We start from the raw sequence: 17,168 nt of genomic DNA, 5'->3' as shown, positions 1-17,168 counted from the left end.
AGCAACAAGGACCAAGAGCAATGACCGTTCGCGCGGGCCGGGAATTTCTGGCCATCCCCGGGCCCACCACGATGCCCGACGAGGTGCTGCGGGCAATGCATCGTCCGGCGATCGACATCTACTCGAAAGAGATGCTCGACCTGACCGAGAGCCTGCTCGGCGACATCTCGAAACTGTTCGCGACCAAGGGCAAATCCTACATCTACATCGCCAACGGCCACGGCGCCTGGGAAGCGGCGCTCAGCAACGTGCTGTCGCGCGGCGACAAGGTGCTGGTGCTGGAGAGCGGGCGCTTTGCGATCGGCTGGGGCAATGCTGCCGCGCTGATGGGCGCCGAGGTCGAGGTGCTCAAGGGCGACTGGCGCCGCGCGGTGCGGCCGCACGAGGTCGAGGAGCGGCTGCGCCGCGACAAGGAGCACAGCATCAAGGCCGTCGTCGTGGTCCAGGTCGACACCGCCTCGGGCGTGCAGAACGACATCGAGGCGATCGGCAAGGCGATCAAGGCGAGCGGCCATCCCGCGCTGTACATGGTCGACACCGTGGCCTCGCTCGGCTGCATGCCGTTCGAGATGGACAAATGGGGCGTGGACGTCGCGATGTCCGGCTCGCAAAAGGGCCTGATGACCCCGCCCGGCCTCGGCTTCGTCGCCGCCAATGCGCGCGCGCTCGAGGTCCACAAGAAGGCGAACATGTCGACGCCCTATTGGAGCTGGAGCGAACGCGAAGGCACAGAGAATTATCGCAAATATGCCGGCACCGCGCCGGTGCATCTGTTGTTCGCGCTGCGCCGGGCGATCGACCTGTTGCATGAGGAGGGCCTGGAGAACGCCTTCCGCCGCCACAGCCTGCTTGGCGAAGCCGCGCGCCGTGCGGTCTCTGCATGGTCGGAAGGCCAGGTGCTCGGCTTCAACGTGGCCGAGGCCAGCGAGCGGTCCAACACCGTGACCACCGTGACCATGAGCAACGGCCACGATCCCGCAGTGCTGCAACGCTATTGCAAGGAGAAGTGCGGGGTCGTGCTCGGCACCGGCATCGGCGATCTCTCGGGGCAAGCCTTCCGCATCGCCCATATGGGCCATGTGAATGCGCCGATGCTGCTCGGAACGCTCGGGGTGATCGAGATCGGCCTGAACGCGCTGAAGATCCCGCACGGCAAGGGCGGGCTGGAAGCGGCGGTTTCGTATCTCGGGGACGAGGTGGCGGTGTAGGACGCGGGCCACAATCACGGCTGTCGTCCCGGACAAGCGCAAGGCTTCTTTGTCCAGCGAAGCGCCGGATGAGGGGTGTCTCTCCTCTTGCAAGATTGTTCGTGAGGAAAGAGACCCCTCACCCGTCTCGCCGCTTCGCGGCGAGCCACCCTCTCCCACAAGGGGAGAGGGGAAGATCAGCGACCGAGGCGATACGCCTCGACCTGGGCCTTCAGCTCATCCAGCGATGCGGTCGGATTGCGGGGGTCAACCCGATACTCCCCGCTTCTCAGCCATTTCAATATCATCGCGTCCACCACCGGCGAATGGTGAATGACGTCGCCGTAGTTGTTCAGATCGTGAGTTACCGCCTTGATCGCGCGGAAATCGTGCAGGCGCACGTTGGGACGCTGCGTCAGGCGTTGTACAATCACGGCCGTGAGATCGGTGACGATCTTCAGCGTCTCGGGCGAGGCATCGCGCATGGCGACGAATTGCAGGATCGAATAGGGCGGCAAGTAGATGTCGAAGCTCACGTCGGGATGGCGCGCGATCAGGCTGGCGGCATCCTGCTCGAAATGCCGGACCATGGCCTCGAAGCCGTAGCCTTCGCCGAGGAAGCTGCGGCGCGACGGAGCGGTGATATAGGCGAAGGCGGCAAGCGTCTTCTTCGCGTTGTAGTCGCGTGCGACGTCGAAATCCCTGGGCAGCGCGTAGATGTCGTCGATGTCTGGCAGCGCGAACTTCACGGGAAGGTAAGGCGCGGCCCGGGTCAGCGGCCCCTGCAGCGGCGGAATCGACCGCAGCAGCGTGAACAGGGATTCCTTCGTCATCGTCGCGCTGAACAGATAGGAGGCGATGCCTTTCGCGGTCCGGCGATAGAGATCGACCGACAGATATGGGTCGGTCTCGATGTCGGCGGCATCGACGAAGATGAAATCGTCCATCTCCCAGATCACGCGTTTTGCGCCGTGCTCGATGGCCTGCTCCAGCACGAAGGCCTGCTGGCGCGAATTGGAACCGGTCATCGCCAGCTTGAGCGAACGGACACCCAGCTCACGGTCGATATCGCTCTGGCGAAAATGGATCGCGAGCGAGGTGCCCATGAAGACCGTGTCGAATGGCCGGCTGCGGATCAGCCCGGCATTCTGCACGCGCGTGTCGTCGGAATAGAAGGCGCGCGGCGAGGGGCGAAACAGTTGCAAGGGATCGACGGCGTAGGTGAGCAAAGCGGCGCCGAGCACGCATACAATGCTCGCGAGCAGAAGACGCCCCAGATGTGTGAACGACCCGCGCATCAGAACCGGAAATAGATGAATTCGCTGTGGCTCTGGATGCCCAGGATGCCGAATGCGAGTACCAGCGACGCCGCATAGAGAAACAGCGGGCGCATCCGCCCGGCCCGCAAGGCCTCGCCGACCCTGCGGCCCGAATGGTCGTAGCCCATCAGCGCTTGGGTGTTCGGCGCCAGCCACACCAGCGCGGCGTAGACGGCGACCATCACCAGCGCTGCGATCTCCTCGCGGCCCAGCACGATAGCCGAGGGATCGGCCATGGCATGGAGAATCCGGAGCGCAAATTCCACACTCGCAGCACGGAAGAACACCCAGGCGACCACGACGGCGAGGAATGTCAGCACGCCGCCTGCGATTCGAACCGGACGGACCAGCAAGCCCGGCACGTCAGGCACCAGCGCGTTGACGGCGTGATTGACGCAGAGATAGGCGCCGTGCAGTGCGCCCCAAATGACAAAGGTCCAGGCCGCGCCGTGCCAGAGGCCGCCGAGCAGCATCGTGATCAGCAGATTGACGTAGCGCAGCACGCGGCCGCGCCTGTTGCCGCCAAGCGGGATGTAGAGATAGTCGCGCAAAAACTGCGACAGCGTCATGTGCCAGCGGCGCCAGAACTCGACGATGCTGGTGGCCTTGTAAGGCGAGTTGAAGTTCACCGGCAGGAAGATGCCGAACATCAGCGAGATCCCGATGGCCATGTCGGAATAGCCGGAGAAATCGAAATAGAGCTGGAAGGTGTAGGCGAGCGCACCCAGCCAGGCCTGATCGAAGCTCGGCGAGCGCGCCTCGAAGGCGAGCGCGACCAGCGGCTGGATGCCGTCGGCGAGGCAGGTCTTCTTGAACAGGCCGATGGCGAAGATGATGATTCCGCACAACATGAGATGCGCATCCGGATGCTTGGTCTCCTCGCGCTCGAATTGCGGGATCATGTCCTTGTGGTGGAGGATGGGCCCTGCGATCAGATGCGGGAAGTACGTCACGAATAGCGCGTAGTGCGGCAGCGCGTAAGCGGCGACCTGGCCGCGATAGGCATCGACCAGGAAGGCGATCTGCGTGAAGGTGTAGAAGGAGATGCCGACCGGCAGCAGGATGTGGACCGCGGCATGCGTGCCGAGCAGCGCATTGATGTTCTCGGCAGCGAAGCCGGCATATTTGAAGATGCCGAGCACGACGAGATCGCCGGCGACGCCGAGCGCGAGCGCGGCCTTTCGTTGCGATGGACCGAGCTCCGCGACGATCAGGAGATGTCCGATGCCGTAATTGAAGGCGATCGACAACAGCAGCAGCGCCACGAATTGCCAGCTGCCGATGGCGTAGAAGGCGATCGAGGCCAGCGCCAGCCAGATCACCGGCGTCAGATTGCTGCGCCGCCCCAGCCAGAAATAGCCCGCCAGCACGAGCGGCAGGAACAGCAGGAGGAACGGGTAGGAATTGAACAGCATCAGGCTGGACCGGCGGTGGGGATATCGTTCCTAAAGCATACAGGGGGCCGATCAACAACCCGGTGGCCACAGGCAGTCGTGCTGGCAATCCGCAGGCGCGTCGCCATATGATGCGCGACCTGACGCCTTCCCTGGCGTCATTGCCGGGCTTGACCCGGCAATCCATCGATAAGGAATTTGTCTTGATGGATGCGCGGGTCAAGCCCGCGCATGACGAGCTGGTTTCCGGCGAGACACGAACGAGGACCGAGTGACACAAGCGAAGACCCCCTCCCAGCCCCCCGTCGCCCCGCGCCGGCCGCATTCCTTTACGCATCACGGGATCACCGTGACCGACGACTATGCCTGGTTGAAGGACGCGAAGTGGCAAGAGGTGCTGCGCGATCCCGCCGTACTGGATCCCGACATCCGCAAGTATCTGGATGAAGAGAACGGCTACACCGACAGCCTGCTCGGGCACACCGCGCCGTTGCAGAAGACGCTGGTGCGGGAGATGCGCGGACGGATCAAGGAGGACGATTCCAGCGTGCCGTCGCCCGACGGTCCGTTCGCCTATTTCCGCAGGTTTCGCGAGGGCGGGCAGCACGAGCTGTTCGGGCGCATGCCGCGCGAGGGCGGCGACGGCGAGATCGTGCTCGACGGCGATGCGCTCGCCAAGGACCACAAATATTTCAAGTTCGGCGGCAGCCGGCATTCGAACGATCACAAGCTGCAGGCCTGGAGCGCGGACACCAAGGGGTCGGAATATTTCTCGATCCGCGTCCGCGACTGGGCGACGGGGATGGATCTCGACGATCTAGTCGAGGAGACCGATGGCGGCGTGGTCTGGGCCGCGGACTGCAGGAGCTTCTTCTACGTGAAGCTCGACGACAATCACCGCCCGATGCAGGTGTGGCGGCACAAGCTTGGCACCAAGCAGGCCGAAGACACACTGGTCTATGAAGAGCAGGATGCCGGCTGGTTCACCCATCTGCACGAGAGCACCAGCGGCCGCTTCTGCGTGATCGCAGGCGGTGACCACGAAACGAGCGAGCAGCGGCTGATCGATCTCGCTCATCCCGAGGCGCCGCCGCGCCTCGTCGCGGCGCGCGAGGAAGGCGTGCAGTACTCGCTGGCCGACCGTGGCGATCAGCTCTTCATCCTCACCAATGCGGACGATGCCATCGACTTCAAGATCGTCACCGCGCCGCTCAATTCGCCCGAGCGCAAGAACTGGCGCGATTTGATCCCGTATCGGCCCGGCATCTACATCATCGACCTCGATCTCTATGCCGGCCATCTGGTGCGGCTGGAGCGCGCCAACGCGCTACCGTCGATCGTGATCCGCGACCTCAACACGAACGAAGAGCACGCCATCGCCTTCGACGAGGCCGCCTATTCGCTGGATACGATGGGCTCCTACGAATTCGAGACGACGAATTTGCGCTTTGCCTATTCGTCGATGACGACGCCGTCCGAGGTCTACGACTACGACATGGTCAAGCGCACGCGCATCTTGCGCAAGCGGCAGGAGATTCCGTCAGGGCACAACGCGGCCGACTACGTCACCACGCGCATCCTGGCCAAGGCGCCTGATGGCGCCGAAGTGCCGGTCTCGATCCTGTATCGCCGCGGCTTGAGCCTCGACGGCACCGCGCCGCTCTTGCTTTACGGATACGGCTCTTACGGCATGGCGATGCCGGCCTCCTTCAATGCCAATCGCCTGTCGCTGGTCGACCGCGGCTTCGTCTACGCCATCGCCCATATCCGCGGCGGCGCCGACAAGGGCTGGGGCTGGTATCTCGACGGCAAGCGCGAGAAGAAGACGAACTCGTTCGACGATTTCGCCGCCAGCGCCCGCGCGCTGATCGACGCGAAATACACCAGCGCCAAGCGCATCATCGGCCATGGCGGCTCGGCCGGCGGCATGCTGATGGGCGCGGTCGCCAACCGCGCCGGCGAGCTGTTCGCTGGCATCGTCGCCGAGGTGCCGTTCGTCGACGTGCTCAACACCATGCTCGACGACACGCTGCCGCTGACGCCGCCGGAGTGGCCGGAATGGGGCAACCCGATCGAGAGCGAAAAGGATTTTCGCACCATCCTGTCCTACTCGCCCTACGACAACGTCGCGGCAAAGGACTATCCGGCGATCCTGGCGATGGGCGGGCTGACCGATCCGCGCGTCACCTATTGGGAGCCCGCCAAATGGATCGCGCGCCTGCGCGCGACGATGACCGGCGGCGGCCCGGTTCTCTTGCGCACCAACATGGGCGCCGGCCACGGCGGCGCGTCGGGTCGGTTCGATCGGCTCGATGAGGTCGCGATCGTCTATGCGTTCGCGCTGTGGGCGGCGGGGATGGCTGAGGCCGGGGTATAGCCACACGCACAGTCTCGTAGGGTGGGCAAAGGCGCGTAGCGCCGTGCCCACCATCTCTCAATAGCTAAGGCGAGGTGGGCACGCATCCGCCTTCGCTCTTCGAGCTGCGTCGGACGCTTTGCCCACCCTACGGCAGCATTGTCCGTCACTTCTTTCGCTATGCAATGTAGGGCCGGCGCTTGTTGCGCCGGCTCGTTTCCCGACGTGAACTCGTTTGCTTCAGCGCCTGTTCTTCTTCCGCCATTCCGCGAAATCGGTGAGCGTCTGCGGATCGGTGGCGGGATAGAGGCCGAAAATGCCGCGGCCCTTGCCGACTTCCTCGGTGACGAAATCCTCGAACGCGGTCATCTCGAAAGTCTCATTGGCGATCTCGTCGGCAAGATGCGCAGGGATCACGATGACGCCGTCGTCATCGCCGAGGATGACGTCGCCGGGAAACACCGGTGCATCGCCGCAGCCGATGGGGACGTTGATCTCGATGGCCTGGTGGAGCGTGAGATTGGTCGGCGCGCTGGGGCGGTGGTGATAGGCGGGAATGCCGAGCTTGGCGATCTCGGCCGAGTCGCGAAAGCCGCCGTCGGTGACGACGCCGGCGACGCCGCGCTTCATCAAGCGCGTCACCAGGATCGCACCGGCCGAAGCCGCACGCGCGTCCTTGCGGCTGTCCATCACCAGCACGGCGCCGGGCGGGCAATCTTCCACTGCCTTGCGCTGTGGATGCGAACGGTCCTTGAAGACGTCGATGGTGTTGAGGTCCTCGCGCGCCGGCATGTAGCGCAGCGTGAAGGCCTCGCCGACCATGGTCGGCTGGCCGGGGCCGACCGGGTGCACGTCCTGGATCATCTGGATGCGCAGGCCGCGCTTGAACAAGGCGGTGGCGACGGTGGCGGTGGAGACGGATTTGAGTTTGGTGCGGGTGGCTTCGGATAGTTTTGTCATGTCATACTCTCACTTCTCGTCATTCCGGTGCGCGCGCTGCGCGAGCCCGGAATCCATCGAGCGGCATAGTGTGCGGCCCGATGGATTCCGGGCTCATCGCTTCGCGATGCCCCGGAATGACAGGGTCATCAGTAGATCGACGGCTCGCCGATCGGCGCGCCGAAATCGGTCTCGAGGAAGTCGAAGTCGCAGCCGTCATTGGCCTGCTTGATGTGCTTGGTGAACATCCAGCCATAGCCGCGCTCGAAGCGGCGCTCGGGCTGCTTCCAGGCGGCGCGGCGTTTTTCCAGTTCGGCCTCGGGGACATCGAGATTGATGGTGCGCGCGGCGACGTCGAGGGTGATGCGGTCGCCGTTCTGCACGAGGGCCAGCGGGCCGCCGATGTAGGATTCCGGCGAGACATGCAGGATGCAGGCACCATAGCTGGTGCCGCTCATGCGCGCATCGGAGATGCGCACCATGTCGCGCACGCCCTGCTTCACGAGCTTGGTCGGGATCGGCAGCATGCCCCATTCCGGCATGCCCGGCCCGCCTTGCGGCCCCGCATTGCGCAGGATCAGGATGTGATCCTCGGTGACGTCGAGATCGGGATCGTCGACCGCCTTCTTCATCGAGGGGTAATCGTCGAACACCAGCGCCGACCCGGTGTGCTTGAGGAAGCGCGGCGCGCAGGCGCTGGGCTTGATGACGCAGCCGTCGGGCGCGAGGTTGCCCTTGAGCACCGCGAGCGCGCCTTCCTTGTAAATGGGGTTGTCGATGCCGCGGATGACATCGGCATTGTGGACCTCGGCACCCTCGATGTTCGCGCCCAGCGTCTTTCCGGTGACGGTGATGCAGTCGAGATGCAGGTGCGGCTTGATCTGGCTCATCAGCGCCGGTAGGCCGCCGGCATAGAAGAAGTCCTCCATCAGATAGGTATCGCCGCTTGGGCGGACGTTGGCGATGACGGGCACCTTGCGGCTCGCGGTCTCGAAATCGTCGAGGCCAATGTCCTGGCCGGCGCGACGGGCCTGCGCGATGAGATGGATGATCGCGTTGGTGGAGCAGCCCATCGCCATGGCGACCGCGATCGCGTTCTCGAAGGCCTTGCGGGTCTGGATCACCTTCGGCGTCAGGTCCTCCCACACCATCTCGACGATGCGTCGGCCGCATTCGGAGGCCATGCGGATATGGTTGGCGTCCGCGGCGGGAATCGAGGAGGCGCCCGGCAGCGTCATGCCGATCGCCTCGGCAATCGCGGTCATGGTCGAGGCTGTGCCCATGGTCATGCAGGTGCCGTAGCTGCGGGCGATGCCGGCTTCGATGTCGAGCCAGTCCTTGTCGGAGATCTTGCCGGCGCGGCGCTCGTCCCAATATTTCCAGCCATCCGAGCCGGAGCCGAGCGTCTTGCCCTTCCAGTTGCCGCGCAGCATCGGGCCTGCCGGCAGATAGATCGCCGGAATGTTCATCGAGGTGGCGCCCAGCAGGAGTGCCGGCGTGGTCTTGTCGCAGCCGCCCATCAGCACCACGCCATCAACGGGATGGCTGCGCAGCAATTCCTCGGCGTCCATCGCCAGCAGGTTGCGGTAGAGCATGGTGGTGGGCTTCAGCAGCGATTCCGACAGCGACAGCGCCGGCAGCTCCAGCGGCAGGCCGCCGGCCATCAGGATACCGCGCTTGACGTCGTCGACCCGCGACTTGAAGTGCATGTGACACGGCTGCGCGTCCGACCAGGTGTTGAGGATCGCGATGATCGGGCGGTCCTTCCACTCCTCGGGGGCATAGCCCATCTGCATGGCGCGGGAGCGGTGGCCGAACGAGCGCAGATCGTCGGGCGCGAACCAGCGCGCGCTGCGGAGCTGGTCGGGCGTCTTCTTCTTGTCGGTCATTTTATTCCTTGTCCGTCCGAAGGATTCGCCCTGCTCTTCTCACAGGCCGTCCATACCCGGCAAGGCGCTGGGCGGGCCGGAGGCGAACCCCTGCTATGCACTCAGGCGTGCATATTCGGCGGTGCAGCGCAATAAGCCGGCGCCTCAGACCACAGGGGTTTCGAAGTGCTTGCCGGCAGACGAGAATCCGCGCAACAATTTCATGTTTTTCATGGCTTTGATTATGGTCGTCGGGGACTTCCCCACCGACCCGGAGGATTTCAGACGTGGCCAACATCCTGATCGTCGGGACGATCCGGCCGCACAGATCACGAGCCGGCCGTTGCTGGAACGGACTGGTCATCACGTGACGGCCGCCGGCGATGGCTTGCAGATGACCAGGACACCTCCTCTGCTCCGGGCCGGAACAGGCGCGATACGGCAAGTCCGGCGAAAATCCCCATGAGACTCGCAACGACGCTGGCAACGCGGCTGGCCATCGCGATGATCCTGCTGGTGGCGGTGACCGTGGCCGCAGTCGGATGGCTGGGCTATCGCAACACCACACAGGCCGTCATTCCGCGGGTCCTGGAGCGGGTTGAAGCCCAGTCACGCCTGCTCGCGACCAATCTCGAATCCTACGTTGCCGGAGTGCGCGGCGATCTGATCGGCTATCGCGCCGCAGCGGCAATCAATGGCCTCATCCGCGCTCACACCGAGCGAGGAATCGATCCCATCGATGGCGTCTCGGAACAAACCTGGCGCGAGCGTATCGCGACGCGGCTCGCGGCCGAGATCGACGCCAAGCCCATCTATGGGCAGTTCCGGATCATCGGTGTCGACCACGACCAGCGCGAGCTGGTCCGCGTCGACCGATCCGGGCCGGGCGGAACGGCACGGATCGCCCCGGATCGGGAACTGGAGCGCAAGGGCGACCGAGCCTACTTCAAGGAAACGATGCGGCTCGGACCCGGCGAGATCTACGTATCCCCCGTCGATCTCGCGACCCGGCACGGGGGAACCACGGCCGCTCACGCTCCGACTTTGCGGGTTGCGATGCCTCTGTTCGCAGACGACGGCAAGCCGTTCGGCATCATCGTCGCCAATATCGACATGCGCCCGGCACTCGACCGCCTCCGCTCCACCGCAACCTCAGGAGGAGGGATCTACGTCGTGAATTCGCGCGGCGATTATCTCATCCATCCCGATCGCACGCGGGAATTCGGCGCATTGCGTGACCGTCCCAACGACTGGCGCAAGGACTTTCCATATTTCGCCGCCCTGGCCGGCACGCTCGACGTATCCACGCGGCTCATGACGGATGGATCGGGCCTGCCGAGCGGTGCGGCCATCGCGCCGGCGCTGCTCGTGGGCAAGGAATGGGTCGCAATCATCGAGACGATTCCGGCGCCTGTGTTCGGCCTCGTGCCAGGTGCCATCCAGAAAACCTCCTTGCTCGTCGGTATATTGGCCGTCCTCGCGGCGGCCGCGCTCGCGGTGCTGCTGGCGCGTTCGTTGACCCGCCCGATCGGGCGCCTGACCGCGGCGGTGCAGGCCATCGGCAGCGGACGTCCAGCGGAGATTCCCGTCGATGCCGGCGGCGAGACCGGCGTGCTGGCGCGCGCTTTTGCCCGGATGGTCGAGGAGACGCGTGCTAAAACGGCCGCTCTCGAACGCGAGATCGAGGAGCATCGCCGCACCGAGGCCGCGCGAAGCCATCACGCGGCACGCGAGAGGCTGTTCAGCGCCGCGGTGGAATCGTCCGACGATGCCATCGTGATGCAGACGCTCGATGCGGTCATCACGGGCTGGAACCCGGCCGCCGAACGTCTCTATGGCTATTCGGCGGATGAGGCGATCGGCAGGCCCACGTCGATCATTGTCCCGCCCGACCGTCGCGCGCAGGGCAATGACTATTTGCAGCGGATCGCGCGGGGCGAGCCGATCGAACGGTTCGAGACCGTGCGCCTGCGCAAGGACGGCACGCCGGTCGAAATCTCGCTCAGCCTCTCGCCGATCAGGGGCCCATCCGGCGAGATCGTCGGCGTCTCCGGGAGCGCGAGCAGCCTGACCGAGGCGCGGCGCGCCGAGCGGGCGCTGCAGCACCAGCTCGAGGAGCGGCGACAGATCTTCGAGACATCGCAGGACCTGATCATGATCATGGATGCGCGGGGCCATATCGCGCAGATCAGCCCGAGCAGCGAAGCCATTCTCGGTTACCGGCCGGACGAGATGATCGGCCGCAGCGGCGCCGATTTCATTCATCCCGATCATCTGGAGCAGTCGCGCGCCGAGATGCGCGCCTTGCGGCACGGCGAGCGTCCAAAGCTCGCCGACACCCGCTGCTTCCACAAGAACGGGCACGAAGTCTGGCTGTCCTGGCTCGGTAACTGGTCCGAGCCGGCGCATCGATTTTTCTTCGTCGGTCGCGACATGACAGAAGCACGGCTCGCGCAGGAATCGCTGCGCGAGAGTGAACGGCTCGCCCGCAACATCGTCGAGACCTCGCTCGACGCCTTCGTCCAGAGCGACGAGACCAGCAGCATCCTGAGCTGGAATTCGCAGGCCGAACAGCTCTTCGGCTGGCGCCGCGACGAGGTGCTCGGCAAGAGCGCGATCGATCTGATCGTCGCCGAGAGCGAGCGCGAGAGGGTCAGGGCGGGACTGAGGCGCTTCCTCGATGATGAGGACGGCAGGACGCTGAACCGCCGCCGCGAGCTCATGTGCCGCCGCCGCGACGGGAAGGAATTCAAAGCCGAGCTGAGCGTCACCGCCCTGAAGCGTCGCGAGGGCCTTCTGTTCAACGTCTTCTGCCGCGACCTCACCGACAAGGTCGCCGCCGAAGAACGCATCCGTCATGCCGAGAAGATGGAGGCTGTCGGCCAGCTTACCGGCGGCGTGGCGCATGACTTCAACAACATTCTCACCGTCATCACCGGGACGATCGAGATTCTCGCGGAGGCGGTCGCGAGGGAACCACAGCTCGCGGCCATCACGAAGATGATCGACGAGGCTGCCGCGCGCGGCGCCGGTCTGACCCAGCATCTACTCGCCTTCGCACGCAAGCAGCCGCTCCAGCCGCGCGAGATCGACATCAACTCGCTGATCGTCGACACCGCGAAACTGTTGCGGCCGACGCTGGGTGAGCAGATCCAGATCGAATCGGTGTTCGAGGACGAGAATTGCGTCGCGATCGTCGATCCCAACCAGCTCACCACCGCGATCCTCAACCTCGCGCTCAATGCTCGCGACGCCATGCCCGGCGGCGGCAAGCTGATCCTGGAGACCGGCGCCGCCTATCTCGACGAGGTCTATGCCAGTGCGAACGATGCGCCGCCGGGGCATTACGTTTTGATCGCCGTGAGCGACACCGGCACCGGGATCCCTGCGAGTATGTTGCCCAGGGTGTTCGACCCCTTCTTCACCTCGAAAGGACCGGGCAAGGGCACCGGGCTCGGGCTTTCGATGGTCTACGGCTTCATCAAGCAGTCCGCGGGTCACATCAAGATCTACAGCGAGGAGGGCCACGGCACCACGATCAAGATGTACCTGCCGCCCGGGAAGACGGCGACAGCGGTCGGCGAGGGCGTGACGCCGGCGACGATCGAGGGCGGACACGAGACGATCCTCGTGGTCGAGGACGACCGGCTGGTGCGTGACTACGTGCTGGCGCAACTGCATTCGCTGGGTTACGTCACCTTGCAGGCTGCGAACGCTGCGGAGGCGCTCGCGATCGTCGCCAGCGGAAAGCCGTTCGACCTTCTGTTCACCGACGTCATCATGCCCGGCAAGATGAACGGACGGCAGCTCGCCGACGAACTGATGAAGACGCGTCCGGATCTCAAGGTGGTCTACACGTCAGGCTATACCGAGAACGCGATCATCCATCACGGCCGGCTGGATTCGGGTGTTCTCCTGCTGGCGAAGCCCTATCGCAAATCGGACCTGGCGCGGATCATCCGCAAGGCGCTGAGCGGGTGATTGCTCTCGTGTCCCGGACGCACTGCGGCGCGCGAGCGCTGCTGTGCAGCAGCCGGGACCGAGAATGTTGAGCCGTGAAGTTGGAGAGATGAGCCCCCGGCTCAGCGGCGCATCATTTTCATGATGCACCGCGTCCGGGGCGCGAGAGAGATCAGCCGCCTACGACGCGCGCTGGGCTGCGGTCATCACGATGCGGATCAGATCGGCGGCATTGCGCGCGCCGAGCTTCTTCATGATGTTGGCGCGATGGTCCTCGATCGTGCGCGGGCTGATCCCGAGCGTGCGGCCGGCTTCCTTGTTGGATGCACCGGAGGCGAACTGCTCCAGCACCTCGCGCTCCCTGCGCGTCAACGGCTCGCGTCCGGGGAAATGCAGCGAGCCGAACTTCGGCGCCGCATTCTGCGCCTGCCTGCGTGCATAGGCGCCGATCGCCTCGTCGAGCCGGCCGACGATCTCGCTGCCGCGGAACGGCTTCTCGATGAAGTCGAGGGCGCCGCTCTTGATCGCCCCCACCGCCATCGCGATGTCGCCCTGACCGGAGATCATGAAGATCGGCGCCGGATAGTCCTCGCCGTGCAACTCCTTCAGGATGTCGAGGCCCGACTTTCCTGGAATATGCACGTCGAGCAAAATCGCAGCCGGTGTGCGGCTTCGCGCGACGGAGAGCAGCGCTGCACCGTCCGCAAAACAGATCACGTCATAGCCCGCCGCCTTCAACACCATGGACAAGGTGTCGCGAACGGCAGGGTCGTCGTCCACTACGAAGATTTCACCGCGAGAGCTTTGTTCGGCCATGTGCCACATCCGGTTGGCATGAAGGACTCGCGTCCGCGCCAACCCTTATGGCGCTCGGCGCGGATTCGGCCCACCCGTATTTGTACGGGACATGGACTTAACGCACAAGTAGCGGCAAGGTGCCTAATTGCGGGACACGGAGATTATCCATGCTAAATTTCGCTGGCAAAGCCCCGCTTGTCACGGCGCGTGCAACTGACAGCCGTCAGTTGATCGCAACCGATCTTCGCTCTCTGATCGCACGCATCGACATCAGTCTGCGCCTGATCGACGCAGTCATGGCGGAGGAAGACGCGGCAGGGCACGTGAGCGTTGTCGCGGGTTCCCATGAAATTATCGTGCTCGACGACGTCACGCCGCGCTACGCCACGGCGAGCGCAGCGCTCATTGCCTGCCGGGCGGGGCTCGACCACGCCCTGCAACAATTGTCGGAGTCCGGCAGTCCGGCCTAAGCCGCAATCAGCGCGGCGGAGCCGCCGCAGCCGCTTGCATGGCAGCTCCGCGGCTCAGGCGCGGTGCCGTTCCACAATCGCGTCGTTGACGACACCACCCCAGGTGTGGATCGCAGGCAGGCCCATCGCGATCTTGCCGAGATTGGCGAGGCTGATGCGCAGTGCCGCGAGATCGAGCGGCTTCGGCAGGCTCTGCAGCTCGATCCCGACGGAACGGGCAAAGCTGCGGGCGGCGCTGCGGCGTCTGCCGTCCATGCCGCTGATGACGATCACGGAGCCCGCGAATTTCGCGCTCGCCATCTCGCGCAACACGTCGATGCCGTCGCCATCCTCCAGCACGAGATCGAGCGTCACGCAGTCGAAGCGCGCGGTGCGGAGCTTCTCGATCGCGTCCGTCACGGATGGCGCCACGGTGACTTCGTGGCCGGCCTGCCTGGCCGCGACCGTGATCAGGTGGCGCTGCGTGGCGTCGTCGTCGACCACCAGGAGCTGGAGCGGACGCCGCTCGGCGACGTCGGGCAGGTTTGACGGGATGGGGGAGAGAGAACTTCTGGGCATTGCCGTATCCTGATTGAGACCATCAATGGATACACGGCCCGCGCTTAGGCGATGTAAAGCTGCTGCGGCCAATTGATTCGAATGTGTTCAGCGAATGTGAAGCAACGTGCCGGAAACAGTGGCGGCAGCTGCGGCCAGATCACGCCGCGGCGTCGTGGTCGCTGGCCGCACCGCGCTTCTTCCTGTTCTTGCCGCGCAGGAACTGGATGTCCATTTCGGCGCCGTTGACGCGGACCAGCTCGCAGCGGCGGTAGGCGAGGCCCGTTGACGACAAGAGCAGGAAGAACTCCTTCAGATTCAATCCCTGGATCGAGCCCTCCACCGTGAGGATGGCGTCGGTGTCGGAGATTGCGTTGAGCTTGCAGTCCCGCCGCCAGGTGCCGTCGATGGCCATGATGCAGACATCATAACCGCGGCTGAACGTCACGCGCTCCGCGCCCTTGCCATCCTCGGCCATGTTATTGTCCCGCCATCGCCACCATGCGTGGCGTCGCTGCGGCGAGAGCCGGCCTGGCTGCTGCCGCACGCGGATCGTTCGGCTTGTAGAGGCCGCGCCGCTCCGGAATCGGCTTGAACGTATCGGTCAGTCCGACCACGGTTTCGGCGGCGCCCAGCACCAGGAAGCCGTCCGGCTCGATGTGGCGTGCCAGCCGGTTGAAGATGTTGATCTTGGTGTCCTGGTCGAAATAGATCAGCACGTTGCGGCAGAAGATGACGTCGAAGGTGCCGAGCTGGGCAAAATCGTGCAGCAGGTTGAGCTGGCGATGCTGAATCATCGCCCGCAATTCGGGATTGATCTGCCAGGTCTCGCCGGTCTGCTTGAAATATTTGACCAGCATCTGGATCGGCAGGCCGCGCTGCACCTCGAACTGGCTGTAGACGCCGGCTCTCGCCTTTTCCAACACCTCTTGCGACAGGTCGGTCGCGATGATTTCGACCCGCCAACCGGTGAGGGCCGCGCCCATCTCCTTCAGGCACATCGCCAGCGAATAAGGCTCCTGCCCGGTCGAGCCGGCGGCGCACCAGATCCGCACGCTGCGGCGGCCGGCCCGCGCCTTGATGATCTCGGGCATGATGTGGTCGCGGAAATGATCGAACGGGACCTTGTCGCGGAAGAAGAAGGTCTCGTTCGTGGTCATCGCCTCGACCACGTCGGTGATCAGCGTACGCGAGCCGGCTTGCAGCTTCTGCACCAGTTCGGCGATACCCGAGAGCCCGGCCTTGCGGGCGAGCGGCAGCAGCCGGCTTTCGATCAGATATTGCTTGTCTGCGGACAGGTCGAGACCGGAACTGTCCTTCAGGAACTTACGCAGATACTCATACTCGGTCGGGGTCACGGATGGCCTCTCGGAAGCTGTACTGGAACACTCTGGCCCGAACACTCGGGTCAGACACACTCAGACCATGGCTTGTCCGACCGGGATCAAACCAACTTCAGCGAACTTGTCGGCGATAATGTCTTTGTCGAAAGGCTTCATGATGTACTCGTTGGCGCCGCCGCTGAGCGCCTGGGCAATATGAGCCACGTTGTTCTCGGTGGTGCAGAACACCACCTTGGGCTGGTCGCCGCCGGGCAGGCGGCGCATGTGGCCCATGAACTCGAAGCCGTCCATGACGGGCATGTTCCAGTCGAGCAGCACCGCATCGGGCAGCTGCCGCTGACAGATTTCGAGCGCCTTCGCGCCGTCCTCGGCCTCGGTAACTTCGAATTCCAGTCCTTCCAGGATCCGGCGCGCGATCTTGCGCACCACGCTGGAGTCATCGACCACCAAACACGTCTTCATTTTGCTTCTCCGGCTTCGATGGTTTCGTCGGTTCAGGCAGCCATTTGCGTTTTGGTTTCGAGCTCGAGGACGCGATCGACGTCGAGGACGACCATGAGCTGGCCGTCGAGGCGGTGGACGCCGCCGGCGAGCTTGGCCATGCGGGGGTCGAGGTTGACCGGGTTCTCCTCCTTGCCGTCCTCGGGCAGGCGCAGCACCTCGCCGATCTGGTCGATCAAGAGGCCATAGGATTCGCCGCGCAGGTCGACGCCGACCGCCATCGGCACCTTGCCGTCCTCGGCCCTGGGCAGGCCGAGACGGGCGCGCATGTCGACCACGGTGACGATGCGGCCGCGCAGGTTCAACACGCCCGCGATCTCGCGCGAGGACAGGGGAACGCGGGTGACGCGCTCGGGCATGAACACGTCCTGGACGCGGGAGATCGGCAGGCCGAACAGCTGGCCGCCGATCATCGCGGTGACGTATTCGACCATGGCGCCTTCGGTGGACTGGGTCTTGCTGGTCATAGGCGTATCTCCTCGTCCCTGTCCTGCTC

Annotated in this window: 15 protein-coding genes and 1 pseudogene; 6 read left to right on the top strand and 10 right to left on the bottom strand. The window is 64.5% G+C overall.

What is annotated here, in order from left to right:
- The first annotated feature begins 20 nt into the window (after window positions 1–20).
- Window positions 21–1,208 (top strand): pyridoxal-phosphate-dependent aminotransferase family protein, encoded by a 1,188-nt coding sequence (locus ABIG06_RS13700; protein ID WP_370137085.1) that lies wholly within the window; start codon window positions 21–23, stop codon window positions 1,206–1,208.
- A 176-nt stretch (window positions 1,209–1,384) separates the two neighbouring features.
- Here ABIG06_RS13700 and ABIG06_RS13695 read toward each other — a convergent pair whose 3' ends face one another.
- Window positions 1,385–2,485: a hypothetical protein gene (locus ABIG06_RS13695; protein WP_124163995.1), complete on the bottom strand. Its 1,101-nt coding sequence runs from the start codon at window positions 2,483–2,485 to the stop codon at window positions 1,385–1,387.
- The gene (locus ABIG06_RS13690) at window positions 2,485–3,921 is read right to left on the bottom strand and encodes an MBOAT family O-acyltransferase (protein WP_124163994.1); all 1,437 of its coding nucleotides are present in this window, start codon (window positions 3,919–3,921) and stop codon (window positions 2,485–2,487) included. The genes ABIG06_RS13695 and ABIG06_RS13690 overlap by 1 nt, the downstream gene beginning before the upstream one ends.
- 107 nt (window positions 3,922–4,028) lie before the next feature.
- On the opposite strand from ABIG06_RS13690, the gene ABIG06_RS13685 reads away from it, so the two are divergent.
- Window positions 4,029–4,175 carry a hypothetical protein gene (locus ABIG06_RS13685; protein WP_370137082.1) on the top strand — a complete coding sequence of 49 codons (147 nt, stop codon included), beginning with the start codon at window positions 4,029–4,031 and terminating at the stop codon, window positions 4,173–4,175.
- Window positions 4,172–6,277, top strand: coding sequence for a S9 family peptidase (locus ABIG06_RS13680; RefSeq protein WP_370137080.1), 2,106 nt, complete (start codon window positions 4,172–4,174; stop codon window positions 6,275–6,277). The genes ABIG06_RS13685 and ABIG06_RS13680 overlap by 4 nt, the downstream gene beginning before the upstream one ends.
- A gap of 219 nt (window positions 6,278–6,496) precedes the next feature.
- Here the strand turns inward: ABIG06_RS13680 and ABIG06_RS13675 are convergent, their stop codons facing one another.
- Together ABIG06_RS13675 and araD are read right to left on the bottom strand one after the other, a co-directional pair.
- A complete protein-coding gene (locus ABIG06_RS13675) occupies window positions 6,497–7,216 on the bottom strand; it encodes a ribonuclease activity regulator RraA (protein ID WP_370137078.1) in 720 nt (239 codons plus the stop codon).
- Window positions 7,217–7,344: 128 nt separating this feature from the next.
- Entirely contained in the window at window positions 7,345–9,084 is a 1,740-nt protein-coding gene (gene araD / locus ABIG06_RS13670; RefSeq protein WP_370137077.1) for an L-arabinonate dehydratase, read from the bottom strand.
- A gap of 266 nt (window positions 9,085–9,350) precedes the next feature.
- On the opposite strand from araD, the pseudogene ABIG06_RS13665 reads away from it, so the two are divergent.
- Window positions 9,351–9,451: pseudogene (locus tag ABIG06_RS13665) on the top strand (response regulator); the annotation flags it as partial.
- A 74-nt stretch (window positions 9,452–9,525) separates the two neighbouring features.
- Window positions 9,526–13,044, top strand: coding sequence for a PAS domain S-box protein (locus tag ABIG06_RS13660; protein ID WP_424578298.1), 3,519 nt, complete (start codon window positions 9,526–9,528; stop codon window positions 13,042–13,044).
- A gap of 159 nt (window positions 13,045–13,203) precedes the next feature.
- Here the strand turns inward: ABIG06_RS13660 and ABIG06_RS13655 are convergent, their stop codons facing one another.
- Window positions 13,204–13,839, bottom strand: coding sequence for a response regulator transcription factor (locus ABIG06_RS13655; RefSeq protein ID WP_061880295.1), 636 nt, complete (start codon window positions 13,837–13,839; stop codon window positions 13,204–13,206).
- A 149-nt stretch (window positions 13,840–13,988) separates the two neighbouring features.
- Between ABIG06_RS13655 and ABIG06_RS13650 the strand changes: the two genes are divergently transcribed.
- The gene (locus tag ABIG06_RS13650) at window positions 13,989–14,291 is read left to right on the top strand and encodes a hypothetical protein (protein ID WP_124163972.1); all 303 of its coding nucleotides are present in this window, start codon (window positions 13,989–13,991) and stop codon (window positions 14,289–14,291) included.
- Between the two features lie 54 nt (window positions 14,292–14,345).
- Here the strand turns inward: ABIG06_RS13650 and ABIG06_RS13645 are convergent, their stop codons facing one another.
- The 5 genes from ABIG06_RS13645 to ABIG06_RS13625 form a co-directional block, all read right to left on the bottom strand.
- A complete protein-coding gene (locus tag ABIG06_RS13645) occupies window positions 14,346–14,849 on the bottom strand; it encodes a response regulator (RefSeq protein ID WP_124163971.1) in 504 nt (167 codons plus the stop codon).
- A gap of 139 nt (window positions 14,850–14,988) precedes the next feature.
- The gene (locus ABIG06_RS13640) at window positions 14,989–15,306 is read right to left on the bottom strand and encodes a PilZ domain-containing protein (protein WP_370137074.1); all 318 of its coding nucleotides are present in this window, start codon (window positions 15,304–15,306) and stop codon (window positions 14,989–14,991) included.
- A gap of 1 nt (window position 15,307) precedes the next feature.
- On the bottom strand, window positions 15,308–16,186 hold the full coding sequence (locus ABIG06_RS13635; RefSeq protein WP_370137072.1) for a CheR family methyltransferase: 879 nt from the start codon (window positions 16,184–16,186) through the stop codon (window positions 15,308–15,310).
- Window positions 16,187–16,246: 60 nt separating this feature from the next.
- Window positions 16,247–16,633: a response regulator gene (locus ABIG06_RS13630; protein WP_028181013.1), complete on the bottom strand. Its 387-nt coding sequence runs from the start codon at window positions 16,631–16,633 to the stop codon at window positions 16,247–16,249.
- A 32-nt stretch (window positions 16,634–16,665) separates the two neighbouring features.
- A complete protein-coding gene (locus ABIG06_RS13625) occupies window positions 16,666–17,139 on the bottom strand; it encodes a chemotaxis protein CheW (RefSeq protein WP_370137069.1) in 474 nt (157 codons plus the stop codon).
- Window positions 17,140–17,168: the final 29 nt, after the last annotated feature.

It is taken from the genome of Bradyrhizobium sp. USDA 326 (assembly GCF_049739485.1).
In the GTDB taxonomy this organism is placed as follows: Bacteria; Pseudomonadota; Alphaproteobacteria; order Rhizobiales; family Xanthobacteraceae; genus Bradyrhizobium.
This window is presented reverse-complemented; position numbering and strand designations above follow the sequence as displayed.

What these genes read in the sequence shown, in the direction of transcription:
- ABIG06_RS13700 (WP_370137085.1), top strand. Translation starts at nt 21, where the DNA reads ATGACCGTTCGCGCGGGCCGGGAATTTCTGGCCATCCCCGGGCCCACC.
- ABIG06_RS13695 (WP_124163995.1), bottom strand. Translation starts at nt 2,485, where the DNA reads ATGCGCGGGTCGTTCACACATCTGGGGCGTCTTCTGCTCGCGAGCATT.
- ABIG06_RS13690 (WP_124163994.1), bottom strand. Translation starts at nt 3,921, where the DNA reads ATGCTGTTCAATTCCTACCCGTTCCTCCTGCTGTTCCTGCCGCTCGTG.
- ABIG06_RS13685 (WP_370137082.1), top strand. Translation starts at nt 4,029, where the DNA reads ATGATGCGCGACCTGACGCCTTCCCTGGCGTCATTGCCGGGCTTGACC.
- ABIG06_RS13675 (WP_370137078.1), bottom strand. Translation starts at nt 7,216, where the DNA reads ATGACAAAACTATCCGAAGCCACCCGCACCAAACTCAAATCCGTCTCC.
- araD (WP_370137077.1), bottom strand. Translation starts at nt 9,084, where the DNA reads ATGACCGACAAGAAGAAGACGCCCGACCAGCTCCGCAGCGCGCGCTGG.
- ABIG06_RS13660 (WP_424578298.1), top strand. Translation starts at nt 9,526, where the DNA reads ATGAGACTCGCAACGACGCTGGCAACGCGGCTGGCCATCGCGATGATC.
- ABIG06_RS13655 (WP_061880295.1), bottom strand. Translation starts at nt 13,839, where the DNA reads ATGGCCGAACAAAGCTCTCGCGGTGAAATCTTCGTAGTGGACGACGAC.
- ABIG06_RS13650 (WP_124163972.1), top strand. Translation starts at nt 13,989, where the DNA reads ATGCTAAATTTCGCTGGCAAAGCCCCGCTTGTCACGGCGCGTGCAACT.
- ABIG06_RS13645 (WP_124163971.1), bottom strand. Translation starts at nt 14,849, where the DNA reads ATGCCCAGAAGTTCTCTCTCCCCCATCCCGTCAAACCTGCCCGACGTC.
- ABIG06_RS13640 (WP_370137074.1), bottom strand. Translation starts at nt 15,306, where the DNA reads ATGGCCGAGGATGGCAAGGGCGCGGAGCGCGTGACGTTCAGCCGCGGT.
- ABIG06_RS13630 (WP_028181013.1), bottom strand. Translation starts at nt 16,633, where the DNA reads ATGAAGACGTGTTTGGTGGTCGATGACTCCAGCGTGGTGCGCAAGATC.
- ABIG06_RS13625 (WP_370137069.1), bottom strand. Translation starts at nt 17,139, where the DNA reads ATGACCAGCAAGACCCAGTCCACCGAAGGCGCCATGGTCGAATACGTC.